The 24521-nt window shown below is 40.7% G+C and carries 20 protein-coding genes; 12 read left to right on the top strand and 8 right to left on the bottom strand.

The genetic code is table 11. The annotated features are described in order from the left end of the window. Positions 1 to 159: 159 nt before the first annotated feature. Positions 160 to 1752 carry a photosystem II high light acclimation radical SAM protein gene (locus H6G06_RS09780; protein ID WP_190559517.1) on the bottom strand — a complete coding sequence of 531 codons (1593 nt, stop codon included), beginning with the start codon at positions 1750 to 1752 and terminating at the stop codon, positions 160 to 162. 592 nt (positions 1753 to 2344) lie between these two features. Here H6G06_RS09780 and H6G06_RS09775 point away from each other — a divergent pair. The 6 genes from H6G06_RS09775 (at position 2345) to H6G06_RS09750 (ending at position 10697) form a co-directional block, all read left to right on the top strand. Further along, on the top strand, positions 2345 to 2779 hold the full coding sequence (locus tag H6G06_RS09775) for a DUF1830 domain-containing protein (RefSeq protein ID WP_190559515.1): 435 nt from the start codon (positions 2345 to 2347) through the stop codon (positions 2777 to 2779). A 174-nt stretch (positions 2780 to 2953) separates the two neighbouring features. Next, positions 2954 to 6373, top strand: coding sequence for a diguanylate cyclase domain-containing protein (locus tag H6G06_RS27325; RefSeq protein ID WP_190559514.1), 3420 nt, complete (start codon positions 2954 to 2956; stop codon positions 6371 to 6373). 107 nt (positions 6374 to 6480) lie between these two features. Continuing rightward, on the top strand, positions 6481 to 7299 hold the full coding sequence (locus H6G06_RS09765; protein WP_277875192.1) for an alpha/beta fold hydrolase: 819 nt from the start codon (positions 6481 to 6483) through the stop codon (positions 7297 to 7299). A 469-nt stretch (positions 7300 to 7768) separates the two neighbouring features. Continuing rightward, entirely contained in the window at positions 7769 to 8056 is a 288-nt protein-coding gene (locus H6G06_RS09760) for a response regulator (protein WP_206754713.1), read from the top strand. Between the two features lie 57 nt (positions 8057 to 8113). Continuing rightward, positions 8114 to 10231: a diguanylate cyclase domain-containing protein gene (locus tag H6G06_RS09755; RefSeq protein WP_190559506.1), complete on the top strand. Its 2118-nt coding sequence runs from the start codon at positions 8114 to 8116 to the stop codon at positions 10229 to 10231. Between the two features lie 4 nt (positions 10232 to 10235). Then, complete coding sequence (locus tag H6G06_RS09750; protein WP_190559498.1) at positions 10236 to 10697, top strand: DUF4079 domain-containing protein; 462 nt, start codon at positions 10236 to 10238, stop codon at positions 10695 to 10697. Positions 10698 to 10858: 161 nt separating this feature from the next. On the opposite strand, the gene H6G06_RS09745 is transcribed toward H6G06_RS09750, so the two are convergent. Both H6G06_RS09745 and H6G06_RS09740 read right to left on the bottom strand, forming a co-directional pair. Then, the gene (locus tag H6G06_RS09745) at positions 10859 to 12160 is read right to left on the bottom strand and encodes a hypothetical protein (protein WP_190559496.1); all 1302 of its coding nucleotides are present in this window, start codon (positions 12158 to 12160) and stop codon (positions 10859 to 10861) included. A 2-nt stretch (positions 12161 to 12162) separates the two neighbouring features. Next, complete coding sequence (locus H6G06_RS09740; protein WP_190559494.1) at positions 12163 to 13248, bottom strand: PLP-dependent cysteine synthase family protein; 1086 nt, start codon at positions 13246 to 13248, stop codon at positions 12163 to 12165. A gap of 151 nt (positions 13249 to 13399) precedes the next feature. Here H6G06_RS09740 and H6G06_RS09735 point away from each other — a divergent pair, with 151 nt between their 5' ends. Both H6G06_RS09735 and H6G06_RS09730 read left to right on the top strand, forming a co-directional pair. Next, positions 13400 to 13960, top strand: coding sequence for a hypothetical protein (locus H6G06_RS09735; protein WP_190559492.1), 561 nt, complete (start codon positions 13400 to 13402; stop codon positions 13958 to 13960). A 68-nt stretch (positions 13961 to 14028) separates the two neighbouring features. Beyond that, entirely contained in the window at positions 14029 to 14799 is a 771-nt protein-coding gene (locus H6G06_RS09730) for an energy-coupling factor ABC transporter ATP-binding protein (protein WP_190559490.1), read from the top strand. A 115-nt stretch (positions 14800 to 14914) separates the two neighbouring features. Here the strand turns inward: H6G06_RS09730 and H6G06_RS09725 are convergent, their stop codons facing one another. Then, a complete protein-coding gene (locus H6G06_RS09725) occupies positions 14915 to 15685 on the bottom strand; it encodes a response regulator (protein ID WP_190559488.1) in 771 nt (256 codons plus the stop codon). Between the two features lie 556 nt (positions 15686 to 16241). Here H6G06_RS09725 and H6G06_RS09720 point away from each other — a divergent pair. From H6G06_RS09720 to H6G06_RS09710, 3 genes are all read left to right on the top strand, one after another. Beyond that, on the top strand, positions 16242 to 16496 hold the full coding sequence (locus tag H6G06_RS09720) for a DUF6761 family protein (protein WP_190559486.1): 255 nt from the start codon (positions 16242 to 16244) through the stop codon (positions 16494 to 16496). Between the two features lie 562 nt (positions 16497 to 17058). Beyond that, positions 17059 to 18243, top strand: coding sequence for a homocitrate synthase/isopropylmalate synthase family protein (locus H6G06_RS09715; RefSeq protein ID WP_190559484.1), 1185 nt, complete (start codon positions 17059 to 17061; stop codon positions 18241 to 18243). Between the two features lie 25 nt (positions 18244 to 18268). Further along, entirely contained in the window at positions 18269 to 19771 is a 1503-nt protein-coding gene (locus tag H6G06_RS09710; protein WP_190559482.1) for an MFS transporter, read from the top strand. A gap of 52 nt (positions 19772 to 19823) precedes the next feature. Here H6G06_RS09710 and grxD read toward each other — a convergent pair whose 3' ends face one another. From grxD to H6G06_RS09695, 3 genes are all read right to left on the bottom strand, one after another. After that, complete coding sequence (gene grxD, locus H6G06_RS09705; protein WP_190559480.1) at positions 19824 to 20147, bottom strand: Grx4 family monothiol glutaredoxin; 324 nt, start codon at positions 20145 to 20147, stop codon at positions 19824 to 19826. A gap of 107 nt (positions 20148 to 20254) precedes the next feature. Next, entirely contained in the window at positions 20255 to 20506 is a 252-nt protein-coding gene (locus H6G06_RS09700; RefSeq protein ID WP_190559478.1) for a BolA family protein, read from the bottom strand. 149 nt (positions 20507 to 20655) lie between these two features. Continuing rightward, positions 20656 to 21219, bottom strand: coding sequence for a hypothetical protein (locus H6G06_RS09695; RefSeq protein WP_190559476.1), 564 nt, complete (start codon positions 21217 to 21219; stop codon positions 20656 to 20658). 170 nt (positions 21220 to 21389) lie between these two features. On the opposite strand from H6G06_RS09695, the gene H6G06_RS09690 reads away from it, so the two are divergent. Beyond that, positions 21390 to 23519 (top strand): S8 family serine peptidase, encoded by a 2130-nt coding sequence (locus H6G06_RS09690; protein ID WP_190559842.1) that lies wholly within the window; start codon positions 21390 to 21392, stop codon positions 23517 to 23519. Between the two features lie 187 nt (positions 23520 to 23706). Here the strand turns inward: H6G06_RS09690 and H6G06_RS09685 are convergent, their stop codons facing one another. Further along, on the bottom strand, positions 23707 to 24477 hold the full coding sequence (locus H6G06_RS09685; protein ID WP_190559474.1) for a lysophospholipid acyltransferase family protein: 771 nt from the start codon (positions 24475 to 24477) through the stop codon (positions 23707 to 23709). Between the last annotated feature and the right edge of the window lie 44 nt (positions 24478 to 24521).

The raw sequence follows: 24521 nt of genomic DNA, 5'->3' as shown, positions 1-24521 counted from the left end.
GGAAAGGGGTAAATTCAAAATTAGACTTATTGCAGAAGTTGGGGAAAGGGTAAAGGCGGAAAATTTTCCTTTACTATTTAACCTCTCACCTTTTCCCAACTCTTACAAAAAATACTTTGGCAATAAGTCTATTGAAAATGTACCATCTTCCTTTGTTTCCTATGATACACCAGCTAACTGTTTCTGTGTCTTTTCTATTGGCGCTGAAAGTGCTGTTTCTAAGTCAGCACAACCCAACCGTTCTTCTAAAATCTTCATCACTTCACGTCCGAAGTCATTAGGATTACGTCGCCAAGCTTGTAAACAGACTTCCCCGAAAAATGAACCGAGTGGTTCCGGGTTCCACAAGAGTTTTTTAGCTGTCCAGGGCATTAAACTCATAGGATCATAGCCTGGTTTGAGGATACCCTCTTTAAAGGCATATTCTTCTAAGTGGGTATGGGGTTGGAGTCCAATAAAGAAAATGGCAGGTTCGACTTTATCCGCGCCAAAAATTCTTTCCAGTTCCCGGTGATAAGCAATAGTTTGGCGGATGGTTTCAGGACGCTCGTCAATAACGTTAAATGAGTAATTGACAGAAACCATATCATTGAAACCAGCTGTTTTCAAGTCACGGCAGTTTTGCAAAACGGTCCGCAGGTTGTAACCCATCCGCATTTTCCGCACTAGTTCTTGAGAACCGCTAGTAATACCGATTTCAAAGTAGTTCATCCCTGTTTTCGCCATCAAATCACACAACTCTGGTGTTAAGTTGTCTGCTCTGATGTATGCTGCCCAGTTTATATCTGTCATGCCAGAATCGACAATCTTTTGTAATAGTTCTATAGCATCGTCGATATATTTGCGAGCGGGGATAAATTGAGCATCAGTAAACCAGAAGTTGCGAACACCACGATTATATAATTGGCGGATCTCAGCCACAACTTCATCAGCAGGATTAATGCGTACCTGCTTGCCTTCAACTACAGTGTAAACGCAATAACAGCAGTTATGGGGACAACCGCGTTTAGTTTGCACACCAATATAGAAATCTTGATCTTGCAGGTAGTAGTTAAATTCTGGCCAGATGGTTTCGATGTAGTCGTAGTTACAAGCGGTTTTCTCTAAGGGTGTTGGTTGTTCATGAATCAGGCGTTTACGGGGTTGGTTTTCTCCCACTACATAACAGCGTTCATCCCGAAACTCTTGGCCACCTAAGAATTTTGTCAGTAAGGTTTCTCCTTCACCTACAGAAATAATTGTTCCTGTTGGTAGGCTTTTACCCAACTGTTCGTAAAATACGCTGACTGCACCACCACCGACAACTGCACGCGCTTGGGAGTGATATTTTTGGGCGCGTTTCAAACCGCGTTTAACTAATCCCAAGTTACGCCATAGCTCTACATAGTAGGCGATAAATATTCTTAAACCGCCTAATGCACCCCGTAATTTGATCAAGGGGTTTTTGGCATAGTAAAACTCAAATGCGTTCTGTAGCGGGTTTCCGCCCCGTCCACCTACAGGAGCATATATTTGAATATCTCGCCAAGAAAAGACTAGGAGTGTGGGTTTAAATTCATCAATACAGCGGTCTAGAGCAGTGGCATAATCTAAAGGTGGCACTGTGCCTAAGTCAAAAATCCGCTGTTCGATGTGGGGAAACATCTTGTGGACGTGATCACAAAGGTAAACAACCCCAATGGGAAAGATGGGGTTACAGGGAAGGCGAACGTAGAGAATTCGATTTTCCATCATAGTTGTTTGAACTGCCATCTTGCCAATGTTTAGGGGGAATTTAGAGAAATATCCAGTTTGAACTTGTGCGTTTGTTTGGTTAATCTTAATTTACCAATATTTGGCTTGACATTTGCGCCAATTCTTGATATTCGCAAATTTACTTTTAGTTAAGAGTGAGAAAAGGTAAAATTGCTTGGCATCAAAATTATTAGTGGTTGTTGATGGATAGAATTTATAAGAAAAGTTTCATATATCTTTACCATAACATCGAGTTTATTCATAAAGCGATGATTTGAGCCTGTTAGTCCGCAGATAAGTAGGTCAACATAATTAAACATAGAAGGTTCAGGAGGTAGATCCCCAACTGCTCAAAGATGTTGGGGAACTGGGGATGACATTTTTAGTCGAAGTGCTGATCAGCAAAAAAGCTGAAAAGATTGCGTTTATAATGTATAAATTTGCAAAAAATCAGATATAGTCAGGAAATTTTTATAAATAAAACATAACTTTAGATAGAAATAATGCAGAAAATTCCAGTTGGTAGTCGGAGTTACAGCAACTGGGGATCGTGCGATGTTAGTTTTGCTTGTGTAATGTAAAATTGTGGCGTAAAAGCTCCTCAGCAGTTATGGCTCAAATATTAGATTCTCTACCACCGGAGCAATCGGGGAAAATTCTCTGCTGCTACGTCAATGCCACGAGTAAGATACAGGTGGCTCGTATCTCCAATATTCCTAACTGGTACTTTGAAAGGGTTGTGTTTCCTGGACAACGGCTGGTTTTTGAAGCTTCAAAAGAAGCTCAGATGGAAATTCACACGGGGATGATGGCAAGTGCCATTTTATCGGATACTATCCCGTGCGATCGCCTTGCACTCAGCGAACCCAGTAGTGATGAGGGTGATCCAGACTCAACAGCAGGAATAGAAGCTACAAACACCAATGTGATGGTGTCCGAAATTAATACAAAAATTGAAGATACCACAAAACCTTTACAAAATATCACAGCCAGCATGAAAACCTACCAGTCACAGCATGAGTTTTTATTAAACCTGGGGGCATGATATTTGGGAAGGTTTGAAATCGGCAAAGGTTCAAAAATTGCTGGATTAGTATCTGTTGATTTAAAAAAACAATTTTTCCTAATTTAAGGGTTGCTGAACTCAGCAGCCTTTTTTTTGTCGTTTGTCATTTCTGCAAGTGTTTAAATTAAAATCAAGTATCTCCGTACTTGGAATATGAATAATGCTTCCGTCAACTGGTTCGCTAAAACATTTGCAAAATTGCCACTGCAAGTCCTGCTGATTGTGCCGTTTGTTTTGCAAACAGTCGGAGTGGTGACACTGGTGGGCTATTTTTCTTCCCGGAGCGGACAGGAGGCTGTAGAGAAATTAGCAGATCAATTAATGATAGAGGTGAGCGATCGCATTGAGCAACATCTAGATAGTTATTTGGGGAAAGCCCAAAAAATCAACCAGATGAATCTGGATGCCTTCGAGTCGGGAATCTTAGACTTGAATGATTTTAATACCTTGGGAAAATATTTTTATCGGCAAATGCGATCGCCTACGGCAGTGCGCTCCGCGCAATCGCTCAATTTTGCTTATGTTAACTTTGGTAGTGTGGAGGGAGGATTTATTGGTGCGGGTTATGGGCTGGGTAATAAGTTAGAAATTGGAGAAATTCCCATATCTGATCGTAGTTACAGTCGCAGCTACGCAGTAGATAATCAGGGAAATCGGCTCAAGTTAGCAGCTACTCTGAAAAACCCCCAGTATAATAACGCTGCCTGGTACTGGGATGCAGTTAAAGCTGGTAAGCCTGTCTGGAGTTCTATTTATACATGGGCAGATGTACCTGATCGCATCTGCATTTCAGCCAGCACTCCTGTCTATGACAAACAGAAAAAATTGCTTGGTGTACTCGGTATAGATTTAGAATTAAATCAAATCAGTCAATTTCTGAAAACACTAGATCATAGAAGATCCGGTAATATTTTCATCATCGAGAGATCAGGATTAATTGTTGCTAGTTCAGAGGATGAATCTCCAGCCAATATCATCAATGGTAAAGCCCAACGACTCAAAGCTTTAAATAGCCGTGAACCTTTTATCCGTGAAGTAACACAGGATTTGATGCAACGGTTTGGTAGTTTGCAAGCTATTTCCGGTTCTCAAAGTTTCCGCCCTGCTTTAGAGCAAAAACCCTTTGTGAGAGTTACGCCCTACAGTGACGATTACGGCTTAAATTGGCTTGTGGTGACAGTAATTCCCGAAACGGAATTTATGGCAGAAATTCATGCTAATGACCACAAAACCCTTCTCATCTGTGGCTTGGCGCTGTTAATTGCTATTAGTACAGGTGGACTCACAGCATATTGGATAGCTAAACCAATTTTGCAATTAAGTCGAGCTAGTCAAGCAATGGCTAAGGGAGAGTGGCAAGATTCTTTATCTGAGGATATAGCCATAGCAGAATTGAAAGTTTTAGCAACATCCTTTAACCAGATGTCCGCTCAAATCAAACAAGCCTTTCAGGAATCAACAACCAAATTTTCAACTATTTTTCATACCACACCTAACCCTGTTTGGATTGCCACATTAGCGGAAGGAAGATTTTTGAATGTTAATGAAAGTTTTTGCCAATTTTGGGGAGATAACCCAGAAAATCTCATTGGCAAAACTTGTATGGAATTGGAATTGTGGGAAAATATAGAGGATTTTCACCACTTCAGACAAACGCTAGTTAATAAAAGAATTATCCAGAATTTTAAAGTTGTAATTCGCACTTACTCAAAGCAAATCAAGACAGTTCTCATGTCAGCTAGGGTGGAATGGTTGGATGGGCAAGATTGTGTCATTGGCGTAATGAAAGATGTTAGCGATCTCTACGAGGAGCTTAAATTACGCAAACAAGCCGAAGATAAATTGCGCGAGAGCCAGCATTTTATTGAAAAGATTACATATCTAACGCCAAACCTACTTTATATTTACGACCTTACCGAGCAGCAAAATGTTTACATGAATCGTTCTGTAGGCGAGATTTTGGGCTATTCTGCCGCAGAAGTTCGGGAAATGGGAGCTAACTTGTTTCCCACTATCTGTCATCCTGATGATCTAAATCGGGTTTATCAGGCGATACAACAGTGTGAAAGTCTACAAGATCATGAGTTCATTGAAATAGAGTATCGCGTTAAGGATGCTCAAGGTCAATGGCGTTGGCTTTATAGTCGAGATACGGTATTTTCTAGAACTGGGGATGGCAACGTTCAGCAAATTTTAGGAACGTCTCAAGATATCACTGATCGCAAACAAGTAGAGTTAGAACTTAGGAAAAGTCGAGATTTTAGAGAAGCCATCTATAACGAATCCACCGATGCAATTTTTTTGGTCGATGTTCCCAATCCGTTAATTCTTGATTGCAATAACCGCGCTGTGGAAATGTTTGAAGTTACCAGCAAAGAAGAACTAATTGGTACTGATGGGCAGAATTTCCAAAAACAACGATTTACCGATGATGAAATGGTCATGATTGTTGACGATATAGCCAAGTTAGGCTTTTGGAGTCGAGAAGTAGAATACATTACTAAAAAAGTCCATAATTTCTGGGGTAATTTGGCAGTAAAACGCATTAATATAGCGGGTCAAGTTATTGATTTAGTGCGAGTGACAGATATTAGTAAGCGCAAAAAAGCAGAATTTGCCTTACTTGAAAGCGAAAAACGCCTCAAAGAGATTTCTGCATCTTCACCAGGCGTGATTTATATTACGGTCAGGCGGTTAGACGGCTCTTGGTATTACGAATATATGAGTCGTGCTTTTGAAGATATTCATGAAATTACTGTTGAACACATACTTAAAAACCCCCACCTCTGCTTTGAGCAGTTTTATCCTGACGATTGTGTCGGTTATGAGGAAGCGGTGACTCACAGCCTAGAAACTATGTCTCTTTTTGAGTATGAGTGGCGCATTATCACCCCTTCAGGAAAACTCAAGTGGATAAAAGCCAGGTCTAGACCAGAACTGCGGGAAAATGGAGAGATTGCATTTTATGGTGTTGTGTTAGATGTGAGCGAACGCAAACAAGCAGAATTAGCTTTGCAGCAAGCAGAATATAACCTCAGACTGGCAAATCAAGAACTAGAAAAGCTGGTAAATACTGATGGGTTAACGCAAATTGCCAATCGTCGTTGTTTTGACAATCGTTTAGAGGAAGAATGGCAGCGACTAAACCGAGAACAGCGACCTCTATCTTTACTGTTATTTGATGTTGATTATTTTAAACGCTATAACGATTCCTACGGTCATCAACTGGGGGATGAGTGCCTGAGCAAAATCGCTCAAGCGGTGCAACAGGTAGTGTGTCGTCAGGCGGATTTAGTAGCTCGCTACGGTGGTGAAGAATTTGTGGTTATTTTACCTAATACTAATATTGAAGGGGCGATCGCGATCGCTAAACGCATACATACTGCCATTAAAGCTCTAGCAATTCCTCACGAAGCCTCTGAGGTAATCGATACAGTCACTATTAGTCTTGGTATCACCACCATGATCCCAACTTCTGAATTATCATCTGCTACTCTGATTGAGCAAGCGGATCAGGCGCTCTATCGTGCCAAACAACAGGGGCGCAATCAGTCCGTGATCTTCTACTGCTGAAGGAGGCAGAAGGCAGAAAGTAATATATTATTCTCCCCAGTGTATCCCTTGTAACTTGCTATAAAAGCGAAAAAATCCCTATAATCAACATCAAGATTCGTGTTTTTATGATGACTCATAACATTCTCCTACGGAACAATGTCACCGTTTTCGGACAAGGTACACAGCCCATATTGTTCGCACATGGATTTGGATGCGATCAGAATATGTGGCGTTTTGTAACGCCGGCTTTCGAGAAGGACTACAAAATTGTTTTATTCGACTATGTAGGCTCAGGGAAGTCTGATCTTAGTGCCTATAGTGCTGAACGCTACAGCAACCTTAAAGGTTATGCCCAGGATATCCTCGATATCTGTACAGCATTAGAGTTGACGGACGTGTTTTTTGTCGGGCATTCTGTCAGTAGTGTAATAGGTATTCTCTCCTCTATCCAAGCGCCTCATCTGTTTGACCGCCTCATTCTTGTCAGTCCTTCACCCTGCTACATTAATGATCCACCTGATTATGTGGGAGGGTTTGAGCGCCAAGACATTGAGGATCTGTTGGATATCATGGATAAAAATTACATTGGTTGGGCAAGCTTTTTGGCTCCTGTGATCATGAAGAATGAGGATCAACCAGAACTAACTCAAGAGCTTGAGGCTAGTTTTTGTTCAACTGATCCCGTGCTTGCCAGTGTATTCGCTAAAACTACTTTTTTTTCTGATAACCGTAGTGATTTACCCAAGGTGACAGTACCTTCTCTGATTTTACAATGTACAGAGGATTCGATCGCCCCCACAGAAGTGGGACATTATCTGCATCGCCATTTGTCTGGGAGTACGCTAAAACTTATGAAGGCTACCGGACATTGCCCACACATGAGCCATCCAGGAGAAACTATTGATCTAATTAAGGAATATCTGACAGCGGCGGATATTAACTGATTGCCATTGCCAACATGAGTTACCAAATAGACGAGTTGGGCAAGGTAGCAAATTTACAGTTACTCTACCCTTTCATGTTTTGACTAGCTTAGTCCATGCTCAACCAAATAAACCTGAATTAGTAGAGTTGTTGCTAAGGGACTTCCAAATAAAAAACACTCAACGACCTAACGCGAAAAATCTTTCAAACCCTTATTTCTCTGTGTCGCGCCAGTTGCTACAAGTCGGGGAACCCGCCCACGGCGCTGTCTCCCCAACGCACTGGCTTCTCTACGCTTCTGCGGTTACGCTGCGCGCACGCTACGCCTTAGCGGAGCTTTCGCTTTAGCGATACGTTAATCGGGATCATTTATTTCTTGGAAGCCCCTAATCCTGCTAATATTCCAGCCCCACAACCAGTTATTTTATTAGCAGAGGATAATCTAGCCAATCTTGATACATTCTCTGAATATCTCATTGCTCGCGGGTATTGGATGATTTTGACAACAAATGGACTAGAAGCGAGATCGCCCTTACCAATGCCCAAATTCCCAATTTGATTCTCATGGATATCGCCATGCCAGATATGGATGGACTAGAAGCGATCCAAAAATTACGTACCAATCCCCAATTAGACCAAGTACCAATTGTCGCACTGACTGCACTAGCCATATTAGGATTAGGAGATCAGAAAAAATGTCTAGCCGCAGGTGCTATTGAATATATAGCAAAACCAGTCAGAATGAAACAATTGGTGACAGCATCTAACATCTTTTAGGAGGAAAATAAATTACGAATTACGAATTACGAATTAATTATGATCTATTAACGTTTAATGCCTAAGATAGACGCGCTACTTAACAATGCGCCCTGTGGCTTCCTCTCATTTATTGACGATGGCACTGTGGTGATCGTCAATGCCACACTACTGGCATTACTTGGGTACGAACCCGATGAATTATGGGGCAGGAAAATAGAATCAATTTTACCGATTGCCAGTCGTATTTTTTATCAAACTCATTTCTTCCCAATGTTGAAGATGCACGGGAAGGTAGAGGAGATATATTTCTCCTTAAAATCAAAACAGGGAATTAATATACCTGTGCTTGTTAATGCCGTGCGTCGAGAGAGCGCAGGTAGCTTTGTCAATGACTGCATCTTTATCCCCATCCATCAACGTATCCAGTATGAAGATGAAATTCTCAAGGCCAAGAAAGCAGCAGAGGCAGCCATCCGCGCTCAACAGGAAGCGGAATTAGCTCTGCGACAACAGTACGAAAGGACGTTATTCCTAAAGCAAATTACTCACAACATTCGCCAAAGTCTCAATAGTCAAGAAATTTTTGATACCGCAGCTTACCAAATTGGTTTACTCTTTCAAGTTGATCGCTGTTTGATTCATTCTTACACTGATATGCCTACACCTGGGCTAACTATTGTTGCTGAATACCTATCTTCTGAACAAACATCTTTAATGAAATGGGAAATTCCCGTTATTGGTAATGCCCATGCAGAAAAGATGATGGCTGAAGATCAGGTGCTGGCATCTCCTGACGTATTTGCTGATCCACTTTTAAAAGCTGTGGCTCCACTCTGTGAGAAAATTGGTTTGAAATCTATGCTGGCTGTGCGTACTTCCTATCAGGGAAAGCCTAATGGAGCGATTTGTTTACAGCAATGCGATCGCTTTCGTAATTGGGAAGATTGGGAAATTGATTTATTGCAACGTCTATCTAACCAACTTTCTATTGCTATTCAACAATCTAATTTATACTCGCAACTTCAACTTGAACTTAGAGAACGCCAACGCGCCGAGCAAATTATTCGCCAACAAGCAGATCGAGAAATTCTGCTGCGAAAAATTACCCAACGGATTCATCAATCTCTTGATTTAGATGACATTTTTGATATTGCTTCTGTGGGTATCTGTCAATGCCTTAAAGCTGAACGCGTTGGTATTTTTAAGTTCCATCCCGACTCTAATTTTCACATGGGTGAATTTATTGCTGAAACTGTAGGGACTGGATTTGACTCGGCCATGGGTACTATCATTCAAGATCATTGTTTTGCCGAAAAATACGTCACCTTTTATCAGCAAGGTAGAATCCAGGCTATAGCAGATATCTATCAGGCTGGGTTGCAAAAATGTCACCGCGATATCCTGGTGCAATTTCAGATTCGGGCTAATTTAGTTGCACCATTGCTCAAACTTGGAGATTTATGGGGCTTACTATGTGTCCATCAATGTTCTGCACCTCGTTACTGGCAAGAGTTTGAGATTGATTTTGTACAACAGATCGCTAACCAATTAGCGATCGCTATTCAACAAGCTGATCTTTTTGAGAAGTTGCAGAAAGAATTGGTAGAGCGGAAACAGGCAGAAGCTAAACTGAGAGAGACCAATGAAGAATTGGCTGCTGCTACTCGTCTGTTAGAAAAGCTAGTAAATACTGACGGGTTAACTCAGATTGCCAATCGTCGCTGCTTTAATCATCGTTTAGAGCAAGAATGGCTGCGGCTATATCGGGAACAGCAACCTTTATCTTTGCTATTATTTGATGTTGATTATTTTAAACGCTATAACGATCATTACGGTCATCAATTGGGGGATGAGTGCCTCACCAAACTGTCTCAGGCCGCGCAACAGGTGGTGTGTCGTCCAGCAGATTTAGTAGCTCGCTACGGTGGAGAAGAATTTGTGGTTATTTTACCTAATACTGATGTTGAAGGGGCGATCGCAGTTGCACAAAACATTCACGCTGCTATTCAATCATTAGCCATTCCTCATCAAGCCTCTGAAGTCAGCAATATTGTTACTATTAGTCTTGGCATCTCCACCATGATACCTACTTCTGAACTATCAGTAGTCGCCCTCATCGAGCAAGCTGATCAAGCGTTGTACCGTGCTAAAAAACAGGGACGCAATCAGTCTATAACTTTCATTAATAACTGAACTTATGCATCTACCTTCTTTCTTATGGTTGTGGAAAATAGCCGCATGGTCTATGGGGTTGTCAATCTTAGCTTATGCTTTCTTAGGTATGACAGGTTTCTGGCTGTGGCAAGTAAGAAACACAGGACGTTCTCCCATAGGTGTTCTATTACCAAGGGTCAATAATATAGTAAAAACATTTCATTATACAATCGGCATCACGATGGTTAGTTTAGTGCTGCTACTTCTGGCCGTTGGCATTGTTGGCACTTTAGGACATTTTGGTTCTTTAGGTCACTCTTCACATCTAGTCGCTGGCTTGATAGTGGTAGCTTTGGTTTTAGTGTCCGCTTTCAGTGCAACTCAAATTAGTCTGGGAAAACCTTGGGCTAGACCTTTACACATTAGTTTGAATATTGTTTTATTTGTCGGTTTTGCTTGGGTATCTCTAACTGGTTGGACTGTGGTGCAAAAGTATTTACCATAGGTTGTCACTTGTCAGTGGCAAAAAGCAAGAGGTAAGAGGCAGGAGTTTTTCAATTATGAATTATGTATTCCTAGCGGGACAGGAGGCATTATTATGAGTTGATTTGTCCCCAATCCTAAAAAATTGGATAATTTTACCAACCAAGCCATACTCAGGCTAGTTTACGCTGATTTTGCCACTCGTTTCCAACGTAAACAGGTAACTTCCACTAACATAGATGTAATCATGGCAATAGCGGCGGCTATTGCCCCATTCATGCCTTTGTTAATTGCATAAGTGGCGATTATTAATAAAGTTCCTGTTCCTAACCATGTAGATAAATTTACATGACCTGTACGATTTTCACTCACCAAAAAACCCTGAGTTGCATTTTGTAAAGCCACAAATAATGGCACAATTGTACAGATTAAAAGAACTGGTTTAATGCTTTTAGCGAGGGTGAGATCATTACCGATAAAACTTTGAACAATGCGATCGCCTATTGGTGTTAAACTCATCAATAATAGTAAGCTAGAACAAGCACCACCAACACTGATAGCAAAAGTCAATAGTTGGCGATCGCTCACTTGATGACGATATTTAATCACCATTTGCTGTACCATGCGGGTAGAATTGGCAATTACCAGAACTAACCCCCAAGCCGCAGACCAAGCAGCAATAGCAATTGTCGCATCTTCAGCACGAGCAAGAATGCTAATTAATATCGCCCTTCCGCCCCAAACAACCATCATAGAATTAGCTAAGGGTAAATAGAATTTCCACACCTGTGCTAAATTGCGGGGTAAATTAGGTTGTTCTATTTGTGGTGGTAAAGTTGCCCCACTACGATGAGCAAAAATTGTTACAGCGATGGCTTCCACTATCACCCCACTTATAAGGGCAAATCCAGCAAGTATACCCCCAGATATTTGTAATAAAAATCCGGCGGTGAGGACTATTGCTAAGGTGAATAACCTGAAAATACTAGCTTTGGCAACAGCGCGAGACTGACCATGATAAATTAATAATCCTTGAAAATAACGCCGCCATGCGATCGCAAACGGCCAACCACCCATTAGTAATAATACTTGACTAACTGTAACTAACATGGCTGAGGGTATACCCAACAGACTCACACCCACAAAATTAAAAATGATCGGTAGTCCCAACAAACTTAACAAAAAAGTCAGTCCACCACCTACTAATAATGTAAACCGCCACAATGCTTTGCGTGAATCTTGAGAACCAGCCAAAGCATTAGCAGCGTGCAGAATCATAATAATCGGACTTTCAAAAAATATCGCCAAAGATTTGGCAATACCTACAGCCGCAAGGTTAATTTGAGCATCAGGAAGATGAGCTAATGTCGTGGTCATCATCGGATCACCACAGGCCATAGTCACATCACTGAGGGATAAAGGCAGAAACTCCCGCCATAAAGTCCCTAAACTAACAGGTTGAGATTGTGGTTCTTGCAGTTTCACTCTTAACTCCTACCGACGATATCCAAGGGTACAGGTAGCAGGTTAGCAATTGCTTCGGTGAGATGTGAATTTTGCAGGATGTTGATATTTTGTTCTTTTAACCAATCGACATTGTAAACTGTTTCTAAATAGCGATCGCCCCGGTCAGGATTAAGTAGTAACATAGTTTGGGTTTTAGTAAATCTTTGGGCATCCGCTAAAGCTGCGGCCACAATTGCACCAGTGGAAGCACCTAAAAGCATTCCTTCTTGTTTAGCCATAGCATGACAAACTGAAAACGCCAAAGCATCATCAACGCTATAAGCAGCGTCTAACACTTGCGGATCAAAATTGGGGGGAACGAAGGATAAACCCAGTCCAGTCATCTTATAGGGGTGTCTGGGTGTACCAAAAATCGCTGATCCTGCTACATCTACGCCAATAATTCTAGTTTGGGGATAATACTTTTTAAAGTAGCGACTGATACCGCCTAATTGTCCGGCTGTGCTAACTCCAATAACTATAGCATCCGGCGCACCACCAAAAGCTGCTTCAATTTCCCGCGCAGTCCAGATTGCATGGGCATCAGTATTACTAGGATTTTTATGTTGACAAGGATACCAAGCACCAGCAATATTTGCAGCTAATTCCTGAGCTTTTGCCATTCTTGCTACCTGCATCGAACCTTGAGCATCAGCAGCACTCAAAGGAACTTCGACGAGTTCTGCACCATAAGCAGTGAGCATTCTTCGCATGGTGACAGGGGTTTTAGCATCAATGACAATTATCACCCTGTAACCCTTAGTTGCACCGACAATTGCTAACCCAATGCCAAAATTACCAGAACTAGATTCAACAATTGTACCTCCTGGCAGCAATAAACCTTGTTTTTCGGCTTCAGCCACAAGATAAGCTGCATTTTTTTCTTTAATACTACCACCGGGATTACAAGATTCTAGTTTCAAATAGAGATGATGATGTTGACAGCTTGGGTGAATTTGATTTAACCGGACAATGGGAACTTTACCTAATGCTTCTGTCACCGTTGCATATAGCGGTGATGTTGGTAAGCTGCTTCTAAAGCTTGGTTCTGGAGAGTAAATAAGCATTTTTATTAGCTCAATACTTTTCAACTCTCAAGATGCCAACTCAAAATGAAATCAAGATGAAATAGATAGGTAATGGGTAATGCAATTTTGGATTTTGGATTTTGGATTGTTTTTGTTTAGAATAAGAAAGAAAAAGCATGAAAATCGAGCCGTGACAGCAAACTCAAACGATACCTCAACTTCTGTTTTCCGCTTGTCTCCCTTGATTAGAATTACTCTGTTAACTCTATATGTAGCCTTGACAGTCCCCTTACCCTTTTTGGCGGAAGTTACCAAAGCACCTACACCACCAGAATTATTATGGGCAGGGATTAGCATCGGTTTTGTGGGATTATATGCGGTGTTGACGGAAAGAGTGATGATAGATGACCAGGGAATTAAAGTTACTTACCCAGTTTGGGTTCCGCGCTTTTTTCGCAAAGGTTGGTCTTTATCTTGGTCAGATGTTAAAAGCTTAAAACCCCGCACCACTGGTCAAGGCGGTTTAGTTTATTATTTTCTCAGTCAAGACGGAAAAGCCTATTTACTACCCATGCGTGTAGCTGGTTTTAATAGGTTGGTAAATATTGTGCAAGCAAAAACAGGTATTGATACTACAGATGTCCGTCCTTTAGCCCAACCTTGGATGTATGTGATTTTATTTTGTTGTACTCTGTTACTGTTATTGGTAGATGCTTGGACTATTAATACTGCTATTTTGGGTAATGGGTAATTGGTCATTTGTCATTAGTTAATCTCCCCTGCTCCTCTGCTCCCCATCACCCCACAACCTTATTTTCTATGCTCAGGCTAGAGCAAGTTAATCTGTTTACGAGGCTGAAAAGTCAGGCTCAAAGTAATTTACCTGGATACCCGATTTTACAGGATATTTCTTTTCAGGTATTTCCTGGTGATCGCATCACTATTGTTGGTTCTGCTGGTGCTGGTAAAACTTCTTTGTTACGTCTCATCAACCGTTTAACGGAACCTAGCAGCGGTAAAATTTATTTAGAAAATCAGGAGTATCACCAAATTCCTGTCATCCAGCTACGTCAACAGGTGACGCTTGTACAGCAAGAATCTAAGCTGTTGGGGATGACAGTTGGGGAAGCCTTAGCTTATCCTTTAATTTTGCGCGGCTTGTCCAAACAGCAAATTCAGGAACGAGTCGGTTATTGGCAAGAACAACTGCAAATTCCTGATCTATGGTTAGGACGCACTGAAGTACAACTTTCAGCCGGACAGAGACAATTAGTAGCGATCGCTCGTGCCTTGGTCATCCAACCCAAAATTTTACTTCTAGACGAGCCTAATTCAGGCTTAGACCCTGGTAAAGCTTCCCGTTTGATGAATATCCTCACCCAACTAACTCAAACCCCTACACAAACCCCTGCAACCGCGATTTTGATGATTAATCACCAACTTGACCTAGCCCAAAAATTCAGCACCCGCTTATTACATCTTCAGCAAGGTCAAATGTTGGCAAACCACCCAGCCCCTGAGATAGACTGGGATGACTTAAAAACCAGCTTGATAGCAGCAGAACATCAAGCATCGGAGGAATGGATTTAAAGTGGTAATGGGTGATTGGTAATTGGTAATAGGTGATTGGGAAAAAATTTCTCCCTTGCTCCCTACACCCTGCTCCCCTGCTTCTTAACTGTCACCTGTCACCTGTCTCCTCATCCTAAGTGCTTTGAGTAGCAAGGGTAGAACGTGGATTGGTGAATCTCTCTTTAGCTAACTTTGTTTGTGATTGTGGAACATTGGCGTTTAAAATTTCCATGTTAAATCTGTATCCGACATTGCGGATAGTTTGAATTAAATTGGGTTGACGCGGATCAAGTTCCACTTTTTTGCGTAGTGATAAAACATGGGTGTCAATGGTACGCGGATTATCAATAGCGTCCGGCCAAGCACGCCGCAGTAATTCTGACCTACTCAAAGGTATTCCACCTGCTTGCGCCAAAACATACAGCAAACTAAATTCCTGGGGTGTTAAATCGATAAACTCCCCTTGAAAACGGACCCGGCGCTGTACCAAATCGATTTGTAAAGTGCCATAATCCAAGTAAGCCGGTGCAGTTGGTGTCCGCTTGCGGCGAATTAGTGCTTCTACCCTAGCTAGAAACTCTTGCATCCCAAAAGGTTTACTTAAGTAATCATCTGCTCCGGCTTTTAAACCGGCAACTATATCAGCTTCATTGTTGCGGGCAGATAACATGAGAATTAAAGGCTGTTGCTGACGATGCAACCAACGGCAAAACTCGATACCGTCACCATCTTGTAAGTCCGCATCTAGAATGACTAGGGTTGGTTGATGGCTTAAAAACACTTCCCTTGCTTGATATATACTGGCGGCTTGATGTACTCGGTATTCCAGTTGTTGCAAGTGCCAACCCAGCAACGACCTCAGATGGGGATTCCCCTCAACGATTTCAATACAAACCGATCCCACAGTGGCAAGACCCCTTAGCGTCGATGACTCTCAAATTAACAAGCTCAAGCTCAAGGTTTTGTAGTCTTTGTTACTTCAATTGATATTATCTTTACATTTCCTCAAAGAAAACCTGTCCATAAATTTAAATAAGCTTAATTTTGGTTAATTTTCACTTTCCTATCTCTGATTAGTTAAGGAAAATTTTTTTTCGGTTAAGCATCCTCCTAATGGAGTATGGTAAAATAGGTAGACTATCTTTAAAGAAGATGGTTTTTACCTTTGTTGATTCTGTCACCCTGATGGTGCAAGCAGATGAGATTTTGTTGTGACTAACTTGCTCTATCTGCCCATAAGCAAATCAACCAAATTTGGAGGCCAAATCATAAAATTAGTTTACCAAATAATCCTATTCTACGTTTTCTAGAATACGATCTAATTAAGTTTTCATCTGTTGAGGGGTCAGACCCAACGTCAATATCTTAACTTTGGGTTAATACTTAAGAAGGAAGTCATACTTCACTTTCGAGCGTGAATCATATACAATTCTCATTCCCAAGAGATTAAAACAGCAGTTATGCTCCAAGACACACAAACCATCCGTTATTACCAAAGACTCACCGACGCCTTCGTCGAGTTATGGAATCGCGGTTATCGTATGGATGATATGCGGATGTATTTGGATGGATATCTAGCCGCACTGCGACAAAGCAACGCCATTGAGGCTTATCTGATTCATCGCCTGGAGGAAGAAGCAAGCCGCTACTTGTACGATGGATCAAACTTCGCTGTGGTACAGCCAGAGCCAGAAAGACAACACGGGTACTACTAAAGACCGTTCACTGGTTTCTTTGTTTCTACCTTGTATCGCCGCAGATGATCATAGCATAATTTTTGCATTGGTCAACTGTATCCAACGGTATGAAATTTTGTAAATACTGTATTGAGAAAGTGCATCCCCTTGGTGTTAAGCGACTGAGGGGACTTTTGGCTGATATGGTGAAGCAGAAAGTTCCACTAAATTGCTTGCGAATTTAGTATCAGCGGACATTAGAAACGTTCAGACTAAAATTATTAGTACGTATTTTTGTTTGTATTTGCGGTAATCTGCACTAGTGTGTATATTTTGCTCTTATATTTTTAATAATTTATGTATAAGTTTTTGTGGCTTTATGTAAAAAGTTACCGAAATGTCAGGATATTGCGCTAATAATTACTTAGTTAATTTATCCTAAATAAATAAGTTAGGTAGGCAAAAATTTATTTTAAGAACGAGGAGATTAATTAATCCTGTATTAACCATTATTTGTATTTTGGTATATTAAAATGCAAAGGTCATCAGGTTAAATCTTTGGTAAATTTTTGCAAATAATTTTCCTAAATTGATAGTAGACATGATTAAAATCCTTGACTCGACTTTAAGAGAAGGAGAACAAACTCCTGGAGTTTATTTTTCTCCTAAAACAAAGTTAGTAATAGCCCAGTTTTTAGATCTGATTGGGGTTGATATTATCGAAGTTGGTAATCCGGCTGTACATAGTGAGATTGCCTTAGCTATAAAGCAAATTGCCCAGGCTGGACTTCAAGCTAAGATTGGCGCTCATTCGCTTTGTAGAATAGATAATGTACAGATGGCTTTAGACTGCAACGTAGATTTTTTAGGTGTATTTTTTAGTGTTTCCCAGAAAAGATTACAACAGGATTACAACATCTGTTTAGAAACAGCAATTGATAAAATTGTGGAAGTAATAACTTATGCAAAAGAGCAAAAACCCGATTTATTAATAAGGTACACACCAGAAGATACGGTGCGATCGCCTATAGAAAATGTGATTGAGGCAGCCACCGCAGCGATCAAGGCAGGAGCGAATATAATTAGCATAGCTGATACAACTGGTTATACAACACCTTTCCATCCCCATCGCAGCATTTATTTTTATGTAAAAACTCTGAAAGAAGAACTAGAAAATCGTGGTTTATATCCACAAATAGAAGTACATTGCCATAATGATAAAGGGTTAGCTTTAGCAAATGCCTTGGATGCTTATAGAGCAGGCGCTAATATTATTGATGTTGCTGTGATGGGATTAGGAGAGAGAGCAGGAATTGTTGATTTAGCAGAATTACTAATAAATTTAATAGATATGGGCGAAGAAGAAAAGAATTGGCAACTTAACTATCTCAAAGATTTATATGATTTTGTCAGTGAGCATTCTCATATTTTGATTCCTCCTCACCAACCTGTGACGGGGAAAAATGCTTTTACTCACTATGCAGGTGTTCATGTTAAGGCTGTCACAAAAAACGACAGGCTCTACCAAAGTTTAAATCCAGAAATTCTGGGGATAAAAAGTAGCGTGGCTTTAGGTATGCAGTCGGGATGTAGTGCTGTCGAACTAGCGATGAAGCAGATAGGTAGAGAAGACCTGGCTAAAAACAAAGAGATAGTGGCTAAGATTCTCCAAGAGATTAAAGAAATTTCTAAAAGAGGCACACCAATCCATATTGAAAAGGAACTACCAGAAATTATCGAACGTTGTACTATTAAGCAACTTATGAGTAAGATGATTTCAGGTTAATAAGTAATTTAGTTAACTAGAGGACATGGTATTAATTTCAGAAACCCAGGCAGAACAATCTAAAAATACAGGAGAAGCAACAAAAGCATCGGGAAAATGGTGGGCTACACTGGGTATTAGTATTGGTGTGTTCATTTTTGCCTTGGATGTCTACATAGTCAACCTGGCCTTACCAATTATGGTGGAATCACTCCACACAAGCTTTGCGACCATTCAATGGGTGGTGTTAAGTTATCTGTTAGCGATCGCTATTTTTGTCCTCAGTGCGGCCAAATTAGGGGATATGTGGAGCAAGAAACGGCTTTACATTACCGGACTAATAGTGTTTACTCTCAGTTCTCTCTTGTGCGGACTTGCACCAAATGTAGGTTTTTTAATAGCTTTTCGCGCACTGCAAGGATTAGGGGCAGCGTTTATCTCAGGACTGGGAACAGCGATGATTGTAGAAGTATTTCCAGCAGAAGAGCGAGGACTTGGCTTAGGTATTAGAGCCGGAGTTTTTGGACTGGGAATTATGCTAGGTCCGACAATAGGAGGACTGCTAATTACTTTAGGAGACTGGCCTTTAATATTTTTAATTAACGTGCCGATTGGGATTATTGCCTGTTTAATTGTGGCTTATCTTGTTCCATCTTCTGCTGTTGATATAACAAAACAAAGCTTTGACATCATTGGGACATTAATTCTCACCATAACTTTAACTTGTTTTACACTTGGCATCACTTCATTACAAAGTGAAGGATTTGGTTCTAGTACAGCATTAATTTTGCTGATTGTATCCATGCTCAGTTTGGCAGGGTTTTTAGTAGCAGAAGCCCATTTATTACAGCCAATGTTAGACTTGAAGATATTTAAATCTTTAGAGTTTAGTCTTGGTTTAGCACTGCGGTTTTCAGGTAACTTCGTGATGGCGGGAGTCATCTTTATACTACCTTTTTTCCTGAAATTGGTTAAACAATATCCCACTGAAGAAGCAGGTTTATTGTTAGCAGTACCGCCAATTATAATTGTTTTGACAGCACCGATTGCTGGAATTCTTTCTGATAGGTATGGCTCGCGGATTATTAGCTTAATTGGATTATTATTGATGGCGATTGGGTGCTTAGTAGTTAGCACCTTTGATACTGAATTATCTGTAGTCAGTTATATTATAGGCATTGTCCCCTATGGCTTAGGGGTGGGAATGTTTCAATCTCCCAATAATAGCGCCATTATGGGGGCTGCACCAAAAGAGAGTTTAGGTATTGCTTCAGGTTTGTTATCTTTATCGCGGATATTAGGACAAACAGCAGGTGTACCGTTAGTAGGGGCTGTATTTTCTTTTATAACACTCACCAGTGCTAAACTAAGTTCGACTATGGATGTGACCAATGCACCGATTGAGGCGTTAGTTTTTGGTACACAGATTACCTTTCGTGTTGTATCGGCTTTGTTGTTAATGTCTATAATGCTTGCCGTTTGTTTATGGTCGCTAGAAAAAAAGAATTGGATATTATCATCAAATTTTAATCCCCAAAAAAGCTCATGAAAATGGAATTTTTTCCATTCCCACGAGCCATAAAAGTATCACAAAATTAAATTTAGGAAGCTAGTGCTACTTCCACTAGTTGCTGTAATTCTCCTTTTTGATACATTTCAATCAAAATATCAGAACCGCCGATAAATTGACCATTAATATATACTTGGGGAATTGTTGGCCACTCAGAATATTCTTTGATGCCTTGACGAATTTCATTATCGGAGAGAACGTCAACTGTCTCAAAAGGAACTCCCAAGGTATTGAGAATCTGGACAACATTGTTAGAGAAACCACATTGAGGCATTAACTTGTTTCCCTTCATGAAAACCATAATTTTGTTTTCTTGTAGCAAGTTATCAATTTTCTCTTTGAGTTCTGGGGTCATGTTTTTTTACTTCCTTGTTGCTGATATTCAATAAAATCTTAGATTTCGATTTGTGAATTGAAGGTTTTTTATTCTCACTTCAAAATCTAAAATCTAAAAATCTAAAATTAGTTTGTTGCTTGTGAAGCTTCGGGAGTAGATGTTTTGAGAGCCAAGGCATGAATGGCTTCAGTTGACATAGCTTGCCGCAACGCACCATAAACTAACTGGTGTTGTTGTACCAGTCCCTTGCCTGCAAACTGCGATGAAACTACTGTCACCTGATAGTGATCACCACCACCAGTCAAGTCTTGCACCTGAACTTGTGCGTCTGGCAGTTCCGCCTTGATCATTTCCTCAACCTGCTGCGGAGTAATCATCGCAATTCCTGAAAAAAAGCTTACTTCTCTATTATTAACTTAAGTTGCTATTTAGTAGTTCATGAGTTACAGGAGTCAGGAGTCAGGATGAAGAATAAACTTCCCCTCTGCTCCCCTGCTCCCCTGCTCCCAGCCCAGCCCCCAATCCCCTATTTTGCGCCTTGTCGGGGATAGGCTGTATCGACAAAACCTAATTCAAAGAGTTGTTGATAAGCTTTTTTACCTAATTCCCGTGTGGGGTTTTGACTCTTAATAATTTGAATCAATAATGGCACTGCTAATTCTGGCTGATTTAAAGCTCGATGTACTAAGGCTAACTGATAGGTTGCTTCGTCTCGCTTTTGGGCAGTTTCTAGGGCTTTTTTGCGTTGAGAATCGGATACTCTGATGTCAATGCCTGAAAAACTAGCATTTAACTCTTGATAAAAATTAGATAGTTGGTTATAAACTTGGCGTGCTTCTTGGAGTTTTTTAGCAGCCAAAGTGTAGTTTTGACCTGAAACAGCTTGTTCTGCCTCTTTCATCAAGCGATCGCCACCTGCCATGCTCAATAAGCTGTTGCTTTGGCTATTAGGACTGAGGATATTAGGTTCGTTACCATCAATAGGTTGTGCTTGGTTATTGGAGCCTGGTAGCTGTATTACCTGAGCTTGCACAGGTGATAGCAGACTAAGGATTGCTATAATTGATAAAGAAGTAGCAGTAAGGTTCATGGGGTCAATTAGTGTAACAAGTCTATAAAAAAATTATGGAAACTTCGGGTATCTTAACTCGGTTTGTGCTTCAGATACAGCAAAACTAGATCACAACTTTCTCTGATGTAGACTGTACATCAGTTGAATAGAGTTCCTATAACCCTGCATATTCAGTAAAATATTCCATGATGAGCGATACCTACGGTGGGCTACCCCAACGCCTTAGTTCCTCTAATTCTCAAACCACAGGTGTACCCGCAAGCAGCCAAGGAGTGGTTTTGCAACGTGGTGGAGAAGAGTTGATGTTAGAAAAAGCTTGGGAACGCTTTACCATCCGTCCGACTGCTGACTTTTCTCGTGAGCAATTATCTCAAGTGTCTGGGGGAGTTTGGCGGCGCACTATTCCCAGAGCAGAACTAGAAGTATTCACTGTTGAACCTAGCCAGTTAGAAGCAGCTATGTCTCAAGCACGGGCTGACGAAAAGGTTGCTTTTGCTAGTCATGTTTACAAGTTTAAAGATAATCCAGGCACTTATGTTTATTTAAGTGATCAAATCACAATTCAATTTGCTACTTGGGTGGACTCTGCCAAGATTAATACCATAGCTGCCACATTTGGCTTAATTGAAAATCAACCAGTTCCAGGGCTACCTAATACATTCATCTTTATCCTTAGCAAACAAGCCACAGAAAATCCCCTCAAAATTACTAACCAGTTGCAAGGACTTTCAGAAGTTTTAGCTGCTGAACCCAATATTTTTATTCAACAGGAACCACATTATAAACCTAGTGACTCTCTATATCCCCAGCAATGGTATCTCAACCATAATAGCGGTAATCATTTGGGGATTGGTTCACATATTTCTGTAGAACAAGCTTGGGATATTACTCGCGGTGTGCGTTCTGTGGTAGTAGCAGTTGTGGATGATTCTTTTGATTTGAATCACCCAGATTTTCAAGGTATGGGTAAAGTTGTTGCTCCTAAAGATTTGAAAGAAAATGATTTTTTACCTTTACCTGGGGAAAAAGAAACTAGTCACGGTACTGCTTGTGCGGGGATAGCTGTGGCTGAAGAAAACGGCACAGGAATTGTTGGTGTTGCTCCTGGTTGTGCCTTAATGCCAATTCGCACAACTGGATTTTTAGATGATGAATCTATTGAGGATATATTTAATTGGGCAATTGATCAAGATGCAAGTGTCATTTCTTGTAGTTGGGGAGCTTCCGCTGTTTATTTCCCTTTATCTTTGCGCCAAAAGGCAGCCATTACTCGTGCTGCTACCCAGGGACGTAATGGTAAAGGATGTGTGATTGTGTTTGCTGCTGGTAATGCTAACCGTCCCATTGATGGGACTATAAATGAGCAAAATTGGCCAAAGAATATTTTACAAGGAAAGACAGCTTGGTTAAGTGGTTTTGCTCTTCATCCAGATGTAATTGCGGTTTCTGCATCTACAAGTTTGAATAAAAAAGCTGCTTATAGTAATTGGGGAGCGAATATTTCTGTCTGCGCTCCTAGTAATAATGCTCCTCCGGGAATGTGGTTTCAAGAAACAGGTTTTGTTTACACACAACCGACAATTACTACTTCTCTTTCTGGCTTGGGAATGTTTACTACGGATCAACTGGGAGCAGCTGGTTATAACCCTGGTAATTTTACTAATAACTTTGGTGGTACTTCAAGTGCGACTCCTGTAGTTGCAGGGGTAGCAGCTTTGATTTTATCAGCTAATCCTGATTTGACGGCTCAACAAGTGAACCGCATTTTACAAGAAACGACTGATAAGATTGTTGATCCTGAAGCCGATCCGCAATTGGGTTTGCGTGGGGGTACTTATGATAGTAATGGTCATTGTATCTGGTTTGGTTATGGTAAAGTGAATGCAGCGAAAGCTGTACGTGCAGCGCAACAGTTAGGTAAAGTCATATCAAGCGTCAATAAACAACTCAGGGGTGAAAATAAAAGCCAAGTTCCGATTCCTGATTATGATAAAAGGGGAATTAGCAGTGCGATCGCTGTTAATGAAAATGTCACTATTGCAGATATTCAAGTAACAGTTAATATCTTTCACGCTTTTTTAGGAGATTTAGAAGTTTATTTAATTTCTCCTCATAATCTTCAAGTTTTATTACAAAGTCGAACTTTGGGAAGACAGACTCAGTTAGAAAGGACTTATACAGTGCGATCGCATCCCGTTTTAAAACAATTACTGTCTTTAGGAGCTAGGGGAAATTGGCAATTACAAGTTATTGATTATTCACCTCAAGATGTGGGTAAATTGAATGGTTGGGAATTGCTAATAGGATATGGAGCATAAGAAAAATTAAAAACCAAGGGTATAGATCCCCGACTTTTCAAAAAAGTCGGGGATCTGGATTGTTAATATGTGCTTCATTTACCTGAAAATGCAGAATGGTACACAAGGGTGGGCAGGATGACCACCCCACAATATTTATCCTATTAAGATGTGTACTTTATTTACTTGCAAAGTCCTGTATTTCAAATTAAGAATTGGGCATTTCTGCAAAGGAATGAGAGGTTATTTCTGATTGTTGATGGCTTAATTGTTGTAATTTATTTGTTAAATCTGCGGTCAGGTGTTTAGCGTTTTGTTTTAAACAACCATTGATATAATCTGCAACTTTGATAGGTTCGCCAATGTGAATATTCACATCTGTACCCCAATTGGGATAAGGTTGACTGTAGTTGATGCCAACGGGTATAATTTTTATCTCTAACCCAGGGTGAATAGATTCAGCATTTAAAGCTAAACGAGAAATACCCGACTTCAAGGGTTGAACTTTTCCATCCCGATAAATGCCACCTTCGGGATAAATAACTAACATTTCTCCTTGTACCATTAAGTCTACTGTATGGCGCAAAGTGGCGATCGCTGGACGTTGAGTATCTACCGGAAAACCCCCCATGCGGAGAACAAACCAGCCTTGTATCCCTTGACACTCACTACTTGTCACCATAAATCGCATATCTCGACCAGTGACATAACGACCTGTAGCGTAGGGTAACAGTAAAGAATCCCAACGAGAACGGTGGGTAGGTGCAAAAATAACAGGTCCATTTTTGGGGATATTTTCTTGACCCCTGATGTCAATATTACCAAAAAACAACGGTATAACTACGTTATGTCCCAAACAATAGGCCAAAGGAGTTAACCAAGGAGAAACCCGCGACGTGCTAGAAGCCACCTGGGGATTTACTGAGGTATTTGTTAATTGGGATTGAGATTTGGTAGAAGCAGAGTAAAATTCCATCATGACGGTGGCTGACAGTTAGCGGGTAAAATATCAAGCAAACTTGA

This window comes from Anabaena sphaerica FACHB-251, from assembly GCF_014696825.1.
Classification (GTDB): domain Bacteria; phylum Cyanobacteriota; class Cyanobacteriia; order Cyanobacteriales; family Nostocaceae; genus RDYJ01.
This window is presented reverse-complemented; position numbering and strand designations above follow the sequence as displayed.

Excerpts from the sequence above, each read along its gene's own strand:
- H6G06_RS09780 (WP_190559517.1), bottom strand. The coding sequence starts at position 1,752 with ATGGCAGTTCAAACAACTATGATGGAAAATCGAATTCTCTACGTTCGC.
- H6G06_RS09775 (WP_190559515.1), top strand. The coding sequence starts at position 2,345 with ATGGCTCAAATATTAGATTCTCTACCACCGGAGCAATCGGGGAAAATT.
- H6G06_RS27325 (WP_190559514.1), top strand. The coding sequence starts at position 2,954 with ATGAATAATGCTTCCGTCAACTGGTTCGCTAAAACATTTGCAAAATTG.
- H6G06_RS09765 (WP_277875192.1), top strand. The coding sequence starts at position 6,481 with ATGATGACTCATAACATTCTCCTACGGAACAATGTCACCGTTTTCGGA.
- H6G06_RS09755 (WP_190559506.1), top strand. The coding sequence starts at position 8,114 with ATGCCTAAGATAGACGCGCTACTTAACAATGCGCCCTGTGGCTTCCTC.
- H6G06_RS09750 (WP_190559498.1), top strand. The coding sequence starts at position 10,236 with ATGCATCTACCTTCTTTCTTATGGTTGTGGAAAATAGCCGCATGGTCT.
- H6G06_RS09740 (WP_190559494.1), bottom strand. The coding sequence starts at position 13,248 with ATGCTTATTTACTCTCCAGAACCAAGCTTTAGAAGCAGCTTACCAACA.
- H6G06_RS09730 (WP_190559490.1), top strand. The coding sequence starts at position 14,029 with ATGCTCAGGCTAGAGCAAGTTAATCTGTTTACGAGGCTGAAAAGTCAG.
- H6G06_RS09720 (WP_190559486.1), top strand. The coding sequence starts at position 16,242 with ATGCTCCAAGACACACAAACCATCCGTTATTACCAAAGACTCACCGAC.
- H6G06_RS09715 (WP_190559484.1), top strand. The coding sequence starts at position 17,059 with ATGATTAAAATCCTTGACTCGACTTTAAGAGAAGGAGAACAAACTCCT.
- H6G06_RS09710 (WP_190559482.1), top strand. The coding sequence starts at position 18,269 with ATGGTATTAATTTCAGAAACCCAGGCAGAACAATCTAAAAATACAGGA.
- grxD (WP_190559480.1), bottom strand. The coding sequence starts at position 20,147 with ATGACCCCAGAACTCAAAGAGAAAATTGATAACTTGCTACAAGAAAAC.
- H6G06_RS09700 (WP_190559478.1), bottom strand. The coding sequence starts at position 20,506 with ATGATTACTCCGCAGCAGGTTGAGGAAATGATCAAGGCGGAACTGCCA.
- H6G06_RS09695 (WP_190559476.1), bottom strand. The coding sequence starts at position 21,219 with ATGAACCTTACTGCTACTTCTTTATCAATTATAGCAATCCTTAGTCTG.
- H6G06_RS09690 (WP_190559842.1), top strand. The coding sequence starts at position 21,390 with ATGAGCGATACCTACGGTGGGCTACCCCAACGCCTTAGTTCCTCTAAT.
- H6G06_RS09685 (WP_190559474.1), bottom strand. The coding sequence starts at position 24,477 with ATGATGGAATTTTACTCTGCTTCTACCAAATCTCAATCCCAATTAACA.